Consider the following 11,517-nt stretch of genomic DNA (forward strand, 5'->3'; position numbering starts at 1 on the left):
ATTGTATGCGGTATGGAGAAGACCGAGTGTGCGCTTGTCCGCGACAGATGTCCATCGGAAAGGAACGTCGGCGCCCGGATGGCGGAGCGCGGCAACGAGCCGGAGCAGGGCGGGCCGTGGCGCCGCGGCTTCGTCGACGGCGGTCACGGCGCGAAAAGGAGGCGGCCCGGTGGCCATCGAGGGAGGAGGCGACCACCGGACCGGTGCTCCGCAGCGGTACCGGCCGCGCGGAACACTGACAGTCTGGCCATCGAAGCCGCTCTCCGACAAGCTTTCGGCGCCCGCCGGACGGCGTGATGCCCGTTTGGCGGTGCCGGGAACCGGCGCCGCGGTCCACATCGAACCGGATGCGTGACAGCGAGGCACGAAGGGAATACCGAACGCCACCTGAACCCGGTCAGGCGGCAGCCGGCCGGCGAAGCTGCGCCTACTGGCGCGGCTTCGCCGGCACGGGCACGGCTTTCAAGACTTCTTGCGGGTCGCTCGCTTGCGCGCCGGCTTGGCTTCGGCCGGTTCGGCCGCCGCGGCCTGGTCGGCCTCGAAGCCGGCGATGATCTCGCTGGACAGGCGGCCGCGCTCGGCAACCTCGTAGCCGTTCGCCTGCGCCCACTCGCGGATCTGCCGGTTGCGCTCGCGGTCGGTGCCCGAGCCGGACAGGCCGGACAGCGACTGGCCGGTCGCGAGGCGAACCTTGCGGCCGCCGATGCGCCGTGCGGCACCGACGTAGCGAGCCAGCTCGTCCCGCAGCGCGGAGGCGTTCTCCTCGGACAGGTCGATCTCGTACGTCACCCCGTCGAGGCTGAAGGGGACGGTCTGCGAAGCCTCGCTGCCGTCGAGGTCGTCCACCATCTGGACCTGCACCCGTTGCGCCATGATTCGTCGTTCCTCATCTTCTCCAGAACACGGTCGGACTGACCCTAACCTGTCGAATCATGCCCGGCACGCGCGACACCCTGAAGCGTCCACAATGGCCGCCCGGGCGAGCGGCTCGCCCGCGTCCAGAGTGACCGCAACGGAGCCGAAATGCTCGTCGTCTTGTCGAAGATTCAATTTTGTGATATGTTCGAAATCGAATCGGTACCGTGGCGGTATGCGCCCATCCGGTTTTCCCGCTAATGCTCCCCGCGTCAGCCACACCGCCTTCACGGCCGCGGCCGCGCGAGCGGCACATTTGCTAGTCGACAGCGAGCCACTCATCTTCTCCGATACTCTTGCGGCCCGGCTGCTCGGCGACCGCGCCGAGGAACTCCTGGCCTACCACCGGCTCCACGGTACCCATCCGATCCTGGCCGGCGCCCGCGCCGAAGCGGCGTGCCGGAGCCGGTTCGCCGAAGCGCGCCTGATGCGCGACAATTCCGGTATAGACCAGTATGTGATTCTAGGCGCCGGGCTCGATTCGTTCGCGTATCGGACCACGTTGCGACGATTCCGGGTGTTCGAGGTCGACCACCCGGCGACCCAGGTGGTCAAACGGGAACTGCTGGCCGGCGCCGGCCTCACCGAACCGGCTTCGGTCACCTTCGTCCCGGTCGACTTCGAAGCCGAACGACTGCGGGAACGGCTCGTCCAGAGTGGACTGGACCCGTTTCGCCCCGTGTTCGTCAGCTGGCTCGGTGTCACCGTCTACCTGACGCGGACGGCGATTGCCGCGACATTGCGGGAGCTCGGCGGATTCGCGCCGGGATCGGAAATCGTGGCCGATCACCTGCTGCCGGCGGAACTGCGCGACGCGGCCGGGGACGGCTACGCCGAAGCCGTCGGGCCGGTGGCCGCCGCGCAGGGCGAGCCGTGGCGCACGTTCCTCTCCCCCGCGGCCCTGGCCGAGCTCTTGCGCGAAGCGGGGTTCGACGTCCTCGAACAGGCCGGGCAGCGGCAAAGCGTCGCCGCGCGGCTGTGGCGGCGCACCGACGCGCTGCGGCCCGCCGCGCTTTCCGCGCTGGCGCACGCGCGCCTTCCGCGCCGGCCCGGCTGACCGGACTTTCGCCGCGTGGTGGGGCTTTCGCAGCAGGGCCGGATCCGGTGTCGCCCGCAGGTGAGGCGGAGGCCGGCGCACGCACCGTCGCCGCAGCAGCCACCGCCCGCCCTACCCGTCCTGGCCCCCCTGCCCGGCCTGCCCGCCCGCCCTGGCCGGCAGGTCCTGGGCCGCCCGCCGGGAAACCTCAGTCGGGCAGCATCGGCACTTCGAGGTCGTCCGGCCGGCCGAGCAGCACCGCCCGGGTGACGGCGGCCTTCCCGAACCGGTCCCGCACGGCGTCCAGCGCGGTGTCGAGTTCGCCCGCCCGCTGCCGTTCGAACGGCAAGGCCGGCTGGAACGGGTTTTCGTCGGCCAGGTTGGACAGCGCCGCACCCAGCAGGGTGATCCCGCGGTCGGCGATCAGCGGCAGCGAGGCGACGAGCAGCTCCCGCGCCGCGGCGAGGAGCACGCCGGTGCCGGCGGTCGGGTCGGTCAGCGTGTGCGAACGGGTGGCGCGGGAGAAGTCGGCGAAGCGCAGGCGGATCGTCACCGTCCGGCAGACGCGGCGGGCGGCACGCAACCGGCGGGCGATCCGGTCGATCAGCGCGACCAGCACGACGTCGAGCTCGGCCGGGGTCCGCCTGCCTCGCCCGAGGGCCCGCTGGGCGCCGATCGAGCGCCGCCGCGTGCCGAGCTCGACGCGCCGCGGGTCGTCGTTGTGCGCCAGGTCGTGCAGGTGCGACCCGGCGGCCCGGCCGAGCAGGCCGACGAGGTCCACGTGTTCGGACGCGGCCAGCTGGCCGACGGTCGTGATACCGCGGGCCCGCAGCTTCTCGGCGGTGACCTTGCCGACGCCCCAGAGCGCCGAAACCGGCAGCGGGTGCAGGAAGTCCAGCTCGCCGTCGTGCGGGACGACGAGGAGGCCGTCGGGCTTGGCGACACGGCTGGCGACCTTGGCGAGGAACTTCGTCCGCGCCACCCCGACGGTGATCGGCAGCCCCGACCGCTCGGCGACTGCGGCGCGTAGCCGTTCGGCGACGCGGCTCGGCCGCCCGCCGATCCTGGCCAGGCCCCCGACGTCCAGGAACGCTTCGTCGATCGAGATGCCTTCCACCCACGGCGTGGTGTCGTGGAAGACCTCGAAGACCGCCCGGCTGGCCGCGAGGTACGCCGACATCCGGGGGCGCACGACGACCGCGTGCGGGCACAGCCGGCGGGCCTGCGCGCCCCCCATCGCGGTGCGCACGCCGTAGGCCTTGGCCTCGTAACTCGCCGCGAGCACGACCCCGCCGCCGACGATCACCGGCCGCCCCTTGAGGGCCGGGTCGTCGCGCTGTTCGACCGACGCGTAGAACGAGTCGAGGTCGGCGTGCAGGATGGGCCCCTCGTCGGTCATAGAACATATGTTCGCATACCCGCGCACCGAAGTCCGCTCATCCGCCTACCGCGGGTGACGTGCCGCCGGTCGAAATTGCGCGCTTTCCCGGTTGTCCGCACTCTGTTGCCCCGCTCACACTCGACCCGATGAACGACCCGACCACTGGGGGCGACATGACCGAGAAGTGCCGATGCGGCGACCACCACGCGTGGGCCGCGCCGAACCCGCAGGACCGGCCGGCGGCACCACGGCAGCCACTGCTGGCGGCGACCCTGACGCGCGAAGACCGCGTGGAGGACGCCGGCGGCTTGGATCCGACCGACCGCGTGACGTGCCGGATCCACCGCCGCTGGCTGCACGACTGCGTGGCGTCGCCGGTGCACACGAACCCCGCCATCGGGTACCGGTGGTGCCGTCGCTGTGACCACCAGGCGCTGGTCGCGGTGGACGAACTGGCGGGCGAAGTCACCATCCGGTGCGGGCTTTGCGGGGTGATGCCGCGCAGCCGGGCCAACCGGGAGCTCGTGGAGCTGTGCCGGCGAAGCCTTGCGCTGGCCCGGTCCGGGCGGTTCCCGGAGATCGCCGTCGCCTGACTGCCATGATGCGGGGGTGCCCGCGCCCGGAACCACCGCGTTGCTGATCCTGTTGCCCGCCGCCGAGCCGGCGCTGGCCGCGGCCCGGCGGGTCGATCCCGCTCTGGTCCGTCCAGGCGTGCCTGCCCACGTGACGGCGCTGTACCCGTTCTTGCCGGACGCGTCGCTGACCGACGAGGTCTTGGCGGAGGTCCGCGCCGCGGCGGCCGCCGTGCCCTCTCCGGACGTCCGGTTGACGGAGCTGGTGGTGACGCCGGGATTCGTGGCTCTCGAGGCTCCTGCGCTCCAGGCGATCGCCGACGCGGTGTGCGCTCGGTGGCCGGAGGTTCAGCCGTACGGCGGGCGGTTCGGTCCGCGCCCGGCCGCGCACCTGACGGTCGCGATGGGCGGTTCGGAAGACGCTCTCGCACGAGTGGCCGAGGAAGTGCGGCCGCTGCTGCCGCTGACCGATCGCGCGCAGGCGCTGCAGTTGGTGGCGCTCACGGACGGCGGCTGGGAGCCGCGGCTGGAAGCACCCTTCCGCGGTTGAGCGACGCCACCTTTCACTGACGGGTGGTCTCGGCCGCCGTCGTTCCCGCCGGCTTCCGGTACGCACGGGCGATCGAGCGCAGCCGGGCCACGTCCGCGGCGAACGGTTCCGTTGCCGCGGTGGGCGGCGGCTCCGTCTCGGACGGCTCGTCCGGCAGGTCGCGCACCAGTCTCGCCACCGTGGCCGGCGGCAGGTCCGGGGTCGCGCCGGCCAGGATCAAGCCGTCGTTGGTCTCGCTCATCGCCGTCAGCAGCCGCTCGCGGCGGGACGACCCCGCCGGATCGATGCGGGCGATCTCCGGGAATCGCCGCGTCAGATGGGCGCGCAGGGGCTCCAGCAGGCGGAGCGTCCGGGCGTCGCGCCGCGAAGCCGCCAGGCCCGGAACCGCCGGGATCGTCAGGCCCAGGACGATCAGCAGCACCGACACCGCCGGGAACCCGACGTCCAGCGCGCACGGCAGCGTCGAGAACGGCCCGCGGCACAACGCCTTGACCGGGTGATCGGCTTGCAGGGCGCGGATCGTCCCGACCACCTTCCCGCCCAGGTAGGCCACCGCGAACGCCGACGCCAGCAGCAACAGCGCGAGGCCCGCGCGCAGCGCGCCCCCGCTCACCCGGATCGTCACCGCCGCCACGAAGCCGATGTCGAGCACGGCGAAGCCCAGGTACACCGTGTAGGTGAAGACGTAGACCACCAGCGTCGGGTGCGTGCGGTACAGCTCGTCGAACAGGCCGACGCCGCGCGGCAGCCCCGAGGTGCTGAAGAACGTCACCACCAGCACCGTCAGCGCCACGCCGAGCGCGACCAGCCGGGTGCGGCGGCCGCGGTCGCGGGTGCCGCTGATCTCCGCGACCGTCAGGCCGATGCCGTACGCCGCGACCATCGTCGCCAGGTTCGACAGCAGCCGGCCGAGGCTCGGGTAGAGCTCGCTCTCGAACTGCTGCGCCCGGTTCGACAGGAAGCAGAACGCCGCGCCCAGCGCGATGAGCGAGACGGCCAGGCCCGCGCCCGCGCCGGTGCGCCGCGCGCGGGCCGCTCGCCAGATTCCGGCGAACAGGGCGAAGAGCCCCACTCCGACGAAAAGTATGTCGATCACGGGACGCGACTATCCCAGCAGTGCCGCCAGCCGCCTAGCCTGGTCCGCCGCCCGGCCGGACGCGCCCGGCTGAACGGCGGGTGGCTCGCTCGTCGCCGCGCTCATCAGCAGCACGGCGATCAGCTCGGCCTCGTACTCGTCGGTCCCGGTCGTGACGCGGGTGAGCAGGTGCGACAACGCCCGCGGCGCCAGGTCCGGGGCGAGCTCGGCGGCCTCGGCCTCCGACAGCAGGCAGGTTCCGGTGTGCGCGCACAGCATGTGGGCCAGCTCGTGGGCGATGATGTGGTCCTGGTGCAGCGCCGACGTCCGCTCGGTGTAGGCGATCAGGTCGTAGCCGGGGCGGGCCTGCCACGCACCGGAGGGCTGTCCGGGCCGGTACGCGATCGGGACGAGGTCGATCTCGCGCCCCCGCCACGCTTCGAGGCCGTCGACCCAGGCGTTCATCGACCACGGCCGCGGGAGCGGGACGGCGGCGAGCACTGTCCGCACGCGCACGCGTGCCCGGTCGCGGAGGGCCGGCAGGCCGCGCTCGTCGATGGGTCCTCCCTGGTGACCGGGCGCCAGCCGGGTGCACCGGGGCGCGAACACGGACGAGGTCATCGTAGCCGAGCCACCCGGAGTCACTCCGGCTTCCGCCGCCGGCCGGCGCGACGCCGGGTCTCGTCGTAGCTGCTGAGCTGATCCAGCAGCGCCGTCACGGTTTCGCGGTCGCGCGGCGAGAGCTGCATGGCCCGTTGCGCCAGGTTCCGCACCTCGCTGTCCCGCCACGCCACGACGTCTTCCACCTGCCGGTCGACCTGACCGGCGACCTCTTCGTCGAAGAAGTACGTCACCGGGACGCCGAAGAACTGGGCGAGCGCCTGGATGTGCGAGCGCTTCGGGTCCTTGCGCGCGCCGACGGCCAGCTGCTGGACGTGGGTCGCCGACATCGTGACACCGGTCTGCTCGGCGACGCCGTGCGCGATCTCCCGGTAGGAGTACGGCTTGCGGTCCGGCGGGTGCACGCTCGCGATCAGGTGCGCCAGCCGTTCGGCGAAACTGCGCTCTTCACTCACCACACACCACCTGCAGCCATGAAACGTGACACCGGACAGCGTAGCTGTTCCGAAAACTTGACACATCCTGTGCCGGAAAGACTACGATACTCCGGTCCGGTGTTTCGGAAACGTGACACCGGCCCGGGGTGGCGCAGCGGCCCGCGGGTGACTCACGTGGCCGCTGGGGGTGACCACGCGCCTAGCCCCACCGCCTGCGCCGCCCCTTCTCGCAACACCGTCTCACCGCGCTGGTCCTCACCCCGCACCGCGCCGCCGCCCCACCCCCCTCACCGCGCCAACAGCCGCAACACCGCCTCACCGCGCCGCCGCCCCACCCCCCTCACCGCGCCAACAGCCGCCGCACGGCCGCCGGTGGTGCTCCGGTGTGTTCGCGGACCGTGCGGGTCAGGTGGGCCTGGTCGGCGAAGCCGAGGTCCGCCGCCAGCACGGCCAGCTCCCGCTCCCCCGCCTCCAGCCGCTCGAGGGCCCGGCCGACCCGGACCCGGTTGCGGTAGCGCGTCAGCGAAACGCCCAGCTCGCGCGGGAAGGCGCGGCTCAACCGGTACGGCGACACCCCCAGCGACTCCGCCAGCGGGAACAGCCCGGCCGCCGCCGGGTCGTCCGCCACGATCGCTTCCCGGGCCCGCGCGACCATCGCGCGGTCGTCGCCCCGACCCGGCGACGCCGGTGTCGAGGCCGGCGCCGCCTGGGTGATCGCGCCGCCCACCAGCGCCAGCAGCTGTTCCGCCAGCGCGTAGTCCGGGTCGGCCGCCGAGGCGACCACGCGCCGGTGGGCGAGCTCGAGCGCGCCGTCGACGTACACCGTCGACGGCCCCGCCCGGTCGCCCGCGAGACGGCGCCACAACCACGCGCCGAACTCCACCGACGTACAGACGTCTCCGCCCGCCGGGTGCGCGAAGCGCTCTTCGTCGCCGGGTTCGGCCAGGTAGGCCGCCGTCGGGTCGGCGTCCGCGACCACGCCGCGGACGCGCCGGCGGAACCGGCCCCGGCGCACGAGCACCATCCGGTGGCCGGCCGACACCTCCGCCGCCGACCAGCCGGTGTGGTCGTCGGCGCACCGGACCACGTTCACCGAATACCCGGGGCGGGCCACGATTTCGACTGCTTCACGCACGAGCCGGACGGTACGCCGGGGGTACGACGGTTTCCGGCCCGCAAGGATCTTCAAGACCGCGCCCCGGGACGGCGGGCAGGCTGCCACCCGACGAAAGCACAACGAACAGGAGTCATCCCGTGCCCGCAGAACTCACCACCGTCGTCCTCGACTGCGCCGACCCGGCCGCGCTCGCCGCCTTCTACGCCAAGGCGCTCGGCTGGGAAGTCACCCACACCGACGACGACACCGTCCAGCTCGGCGGCGGCCCGGTCGGCCTCGGCTTCCAGCGCGTCGCGGGCTACCGCGGCCCCGCCTGGCCGGACGCCGCCAAGCACGCCCACCTCGACCTGCGGGTCGGCGATCTCGCCGGCGCCGTCGAGGAGTTCCTGACGCTGGGCGCCACCAAGCCGGACTTCCAGCCGGGCGGCGGCGACTGGACCGTCCTGCAGGACCCCGAAGGACACCTCTTCTGCCTTGCCGAAGGCTGACGACAAGTCACTGCGGGACGATCACGCGCAGCGAGCGCGTCTCGATGCCGACGTTGCCGTGACCGTCCCGCGCGTAGAGGTAGAGCTTCCAGACGCCCGGCTGCTGCGGCGCCGTGACGGTGAACGTCCCGTTCCCGGTGCACGAAGCCGGGATCAGGCTGGCGGCGTTGTTGATGTACTTGCTGTTGTAGCCCATGGTGTAGGTGATGGGGTCACCGTCCGGATCGGACACCCCGGCCGTCACCGTGAACGTGCTGCCCGCCGGGACGTCGGTGCCGCGGCTGAGGCTCATCGACGTGATCACCGGCGGCGTGTTGCCGCCCGTCTGTCCACTGTAGAGCCTCCGGACGGCGTACCAGGAGAGCCGCTTCTCGCCGCCCGTGGTGATGTTGAACCAGACACCGCCGAAGTCGCCCTCGGTGCCGTAGTGGAAGAGCGTGGCGCCGAGTGCCACCCCGGGGTGGGCCAGCACGCAGTTCCAGGCGCTGACGTAGCCATCACGCTTCTGCTGGTCGGTGGGCTCGGCGGGCACGCCGTTGCCGTCGTTCGGCACCTCCCACTCGCCCGCCGGGCCGGTCTCGGTGATGACGTACGGCTTCGTGTAGCCGCCCGCCAGCCAGTCCTGCTTCACCTGGCAGACGTGGGCGTAGGAGTTGACCGCGTAGAGGTCGAGGTTCGGCGCGTACGCCTTGTAGTACGGCCACGCGCCGGTCCAGGCGTCGGTCGAGGTGACGGGGTGGTTCGCGTCGATGGCGTGGATCGCCTGCGCGGCTTGGTCGACGAAGCGGGTGTAGGCGATCCGCTCCTGCTCCAGGCGGTCCCCGGAGTAGCAGTTCTGCATCCCGAGGATCGACTCGTTGCCGACGTTCCACAGCAGCACGCCACGGTGGTCCTTGTAGGCGGTGACCCACTTGCGGATCTCGGCGAGCATCGTGTTCCGGTAGTTCGTATCCGTCGTGTAGTCGACACAGCCGCCGCTGCCCGGGCCGCCTCCGGGCTGCAACCAGAAGCCGCTGATCACCTTGACGCCGTTGGCCGCGGCGGCGTCCAGCAGTGGCCGGGTGGTGCCGTCGGTACCCCAGGTGCGGACGGTGTTGACGCCGATCGCGTGCAGTTCGGGCATCCGGCTCGCCGCTTCGCCGACCGGAGGGCCCCACGTGAGTCCCTTGACGGTCCACGGTATCCCGTCGACTGTGAGCTGCCAGTTCCCCTGGGTGCCGGTCACCCGGGTGACGCCTGAGCCGTCCTGCGGTCCCGGCGTACCGCTCACCTGGAACTCCCAGAGCGAATAGCCGTAGCCGCCGACGCGATGGGTGCCGTAGAGGCGCACGTACCGGCCGTGCCCGGTGACGGCGAGCGTCTGGATCCCGCCGACCGCGGTCGTCGTACTGTATGCAGTCCGCCAGGACGCAGCGTCGTCCGAGACTTGGATTTCGTAGGCAGTCGCGTAGGCGGCTTCCCAGTTCAGGGTGACCTGGCTGATGTCCGCGGGCGCACCGAGGTCGACCTGCAGCCACTGCGGGTCGCTCCAGGCGCTCGCCCAGCGAGTACCGGGGTCGCCGTCGACGGCCGCCGACGCCGGTGTGCCGACCCCCTCGCTGCTCGACGCGGTCGCGGGTCTGCCCTGGGAAAGCAGCGTGGCGGCCTGCGCCGGGAACGGGACGGCGAGCAGGCCCAGCACCAGCAGGGCCACCAGCGCCGGGACGGCGCGGAGGAGCGACGGTCGGTCCACGATGACTCCCGTACGACAGGGGAACGGCACTCGGAGAGCGCTCTCCAGCGCGACCGATGGTTCGGCACACTCCCCCGCGCTGTCAAGGATCGCCGGCAAACCCGACAATGACTGTCCTACCGGGGAATCGGGTGCTTCTTGACAGGTTCGCACCGAGCTGCGCATGCTGTGGGAGAGCGCTCTCCCATCCTTGGCACCCTCACCGTGGAGGACCCTTGGCAACGAAAGCCGCGCTCCTCGCCTGCACCGCCGCCACCGTGCTGGCAGGCGCCTTCCTGACCGCGGCCACCTGGTCGCCCGCCGGGGCCGACGACCTGGTGACCCACCACGAGTTCCAGGTCAACTGCTCCCCGAGTCACCACCAGCCGGACGACCCGATCGTCTTCCCCGGACTGCCCGGCGCCTCGCACGACCACACGTTCCTCGGCAACAAGACCACGAACGCGGGCACCACCCTGCAGTCCCTGCAGCGTGCCGGCGTCGGCAACACGACCTGCCTGGCGCCGGACGACCTGTCCGCGTACTGGTTCCCGACCGTGTACAACGGGAACCAGGTGGTGCTGCCGAACTTCGCGCAGGTCGTCTACTACAAGTCCGGCATCCTCGACTACACGAAGGTCGTGCCGTTCCCGCCCGGCCTGCGGTACGTCGCCGGGAACGTCACGGCGACGCAGGACGAGTTCCAGCACGCGCCCGGCGCGATCGAGGGCTGGGAGTGCGGGGACAGCTTCCACAACTGGGACATCCCCGTGCGGTGCGTGGCCGGCAGCCAGCTCAACATCCGCTACCAGGCCCCGAGCTGCTGGGACGGCGTCCACCTGGACTCGGCCGACCACAAGAGCCACCTGGCGTACCCGGACCGGGCGACGCTGACGTGCCCGGCCGATCACCCCGTCGCCGTGCCGATGCTGGAGTTCAAGATGGCGTTCCCGGTGAGCGGCGACATGTCCGGCGTGCACCTGGCCAGCGGACGCGGGTACTCGTGGCACTACGACTTCTTCAACGCGTGGGACCCCGAGACGCTGGCGGCGCTGGTGACGCACTGCATCAACGGCGGCCTGCAATGCGATCCGCACGGGTTCGACCTCTACAAGCCGGACCGCGGCGGCGTGCTCGGGCCGAACTACCGGCTGCCCGGCCGGCCGTGAGCCGGCGGGCCCTGGGGGTGGGGGCGGTGGTGGCACTGACCATGGGCGGATGCGCCACCACCGCCCCCACCGGTCCCGTACCCGCGGCCCTCAACCCGACCGACGTGGCCTGGCTGCAGCTGGTCGTGCCGATGACGGAGAACGCACTGGCGGCGGCCCGGCTCGCGCCGGACCACGCAGCGAGCCCGGCGGTCCGCTCGGCGGCCGGCGAAATCACCGGCCCGCACGAACGGCTGCTGGCCCGCCTGCGGGCCGTCCGCGACCGGGCCGGGCTGCCCGCGAGTGACGTCCACGGTGGACATCGGATGCCGGGCATGGTCACCGCGGCCGATCTGGTCGCGCTGCGGAGCGAGCAGGGTGCCGCGTTCGACCGGCGGCTGGTCCCCCTGTTGCGGGCGCACGCCGCCCAGCTCGTCGTGCTGGCCGGCGGCGAACAGGCGAACGG

At 72.1% G+C, this 11,517-nt stretch carries 13 protein-coding genes; 6 read left to right on the forward strand and 7 right to left on the reverse strand.

Going from position 1 to position 11,517, the window contains the following annotated elements; genetic code table 11:
- Positions 1-462 precede the first annotated feature (462 nt).
- Positions 463-873, reverse strand: coding sequence for an Lsr2 family protein (locus ACFVYA_RS47755; RefSeq protein ID WP_387055008.1), 411 nt, complete (start codon positions 871-873; stop codon positions 463-465).
- Between the two features lie 217 nt (positions 874-1,090).
- On the opposite strand from ACFVYA_RS47755, the gene ACFVYA_RS47760 reads away from it, so the two are divergent.
- Complete coding sequence (locus ACFVYA_RS47760) at positions 1,091-1,972, forward strand: class I SAM-dependent methyltransferase (RefSeq protein ID WP_387055010.1); 882 nt, start codon at positions 1,091-1,093, stop codon at positions 1,970-1,972.
- Positions 1,973-2,159: 187 nt separating this feature from the next.
- Here the strand turns inward: ACFVYA_RS47760 and dinB are convergent, their stop codons facing one another.
- A complete protein-coding gene (dinB, locus tag ACFVYA_RS47765; RefSeq protein ID WP_387055012.1) occupies positions 2,160-3,350 on the reverse strand; it encodes a DNA polymerase IV in 1,191 nt (396 codons plus the stop codon).
- A gap of 128 nt (positions 3,351-3,478) precedes the next feature.
- On the opposite strand from dinB, the gene ACFVYA_RS47770 reads away from it, so the two are divergent.
- Entirely contained in the window at positions 3,479-3,925 is a 447-nt protein-coding gene (locus ACFVYA_RS47770; protein ID WP_387055014.1) for a hypothetical protein, read from the forward strand.
- A gap of 16 nt (positions 3,926-3,941) precedes the next feature.
- A complete protein-coding gene (locus tag ACFVYA_RS47775) occupies positions 3,942-4,454 on the forward strand; it encodes a 2'-5' RNA ligase family protein (RefSeq protein ID WP_387055016.1) in 513 nt (170 codons plus the stop codon).
- A 13-nt stretch (positions 4,455-4,467) separates the two neighbouring features.
- On the opposite strand, the gene ACFVYA_RS47780 is transcribed toward ACFVYA_RS47775, so the two are convergent.
- The 4 genes from ACFVYA_RS47780 to ACFVYA_RS47795 all read right to left on the reverse strand — a co-directional run bounded on the left by ACFVYA_RS47780 (position 4,468) and on the right by ACFVYA_RS47795 (position 7,722).
- Positions 4,468-5,550: a hypothetical protein gene (locus tag ACFVYA_RS47780; RefSeq protein ID WP_387055018.1), complete on the reverse strand. Its 1,083-nt coding sequence runs from the start codon at positions 5,548-5,550 to the stop codon at positions 4,468-4,470.
- 9 nt (positions 5,551-5,559) lie between these two features.
- Complete coding sequence (locus ACFVYA_RS47785) at positions 5,560-6,150, reverse strand: hypothetical protein (RefSeq protein ID WP_387055020.1); 591 nt, start codon at positions 6,148-6,150, stop codon at positions 5,560-5,562.
- 20 nt (positions 6,151-6,170) lie between these two features.
- Positions 6,171-6,605 (reverse strand): XRE family transcriptional regulator, encoded by a 435-nt coding sequence (locus ACFVYA_RS47790; RefSeq protein WP_387055022.1) that lies wholly within the window; start codon positions 6,603-6,605, stop codon positions 6,171-6,173.
- A gap of 322 nt (positions 6,606-6,927) precedes the next feature.
- Positions 6,928-7,722 carry a helix-turn-helix domain-containing protein gene (locus ACFVYA_RS47795; protein ID WP_387055024.1) on the reverse strand — a complete coding sequence of 265 codons (795 nt, stop codon included), beginning with the start codon at positions 7,720-7,722 and terminating at the stop codon, positions 6,928-6,930.
- A gap of 119 nt (positions 7,723-7,841) precedes the next feature.
- On the opposite strand from ACFVYA_RS47795, the gene ACFVYA_RS47800 reads away from it, so the two are divergent.
- Positions 7,842-8,192, forward strand: coding sequence for a VOC family protein (locus ACFVYA_RS47800; protein ID WP_285991620.1), 351 nt, complete (start codon positions 7,842-7,844; stop codon positions 8,190-8,192).
- Between the two features lie 7 nt (positions 8,193-8,199).
- On the opposite strand, the gene ACFVYA_RS47805 is transcribed toward ACFVYA_RS47800, so the two are convergent.
- Entirely contained in the window at positions 8,200-9,924 is a 1,725-nt protein-coding gene (locus ACFVYA_RS47805) for a discoidin domain-containing protein (RefSeq protein WP_387055027.1), read from the reverse strand.
- A 215-nt stretch (positions 9,925-10,139) separates the two neighbouring features.
- On the opposite strand from ACFVYA_RS47805, the gene ACFVYA_RS47810 reads away from it, so the two are divergent.
- On the forward strand, positions 10,140-11,072 hold the full coding sequence (locus ACFVYA_RS47810; RefSeq protein WP_387055029.1) for a DUF1996 domain-containing protein: 933 nt from the start codon (positions 10,140-10,142) through the stop codon (positions 11,070-11,072).
- A 26-nt stretch (positions 11,073-11,098) separates the two neighbouring features.
- Positions 11,099-11,517 (forward strand): DUF305 domain-containing protein (locus tag ACFVYA_RS47815; protein ID WP_387055031.1); only part of this gene is annotated, 419 nt, incomplete at its 3' end.

The sequence above is a fragment of the Amycolatopsis sp. NPDC058278 genome, assembly GCF_042881395.1.
Taxonomy (GTDB): Bacteria; Actinomycetota; Actinomycetes; order Mycobacteriales; family Pseudonocardiaceae; genus Amycolatopsis.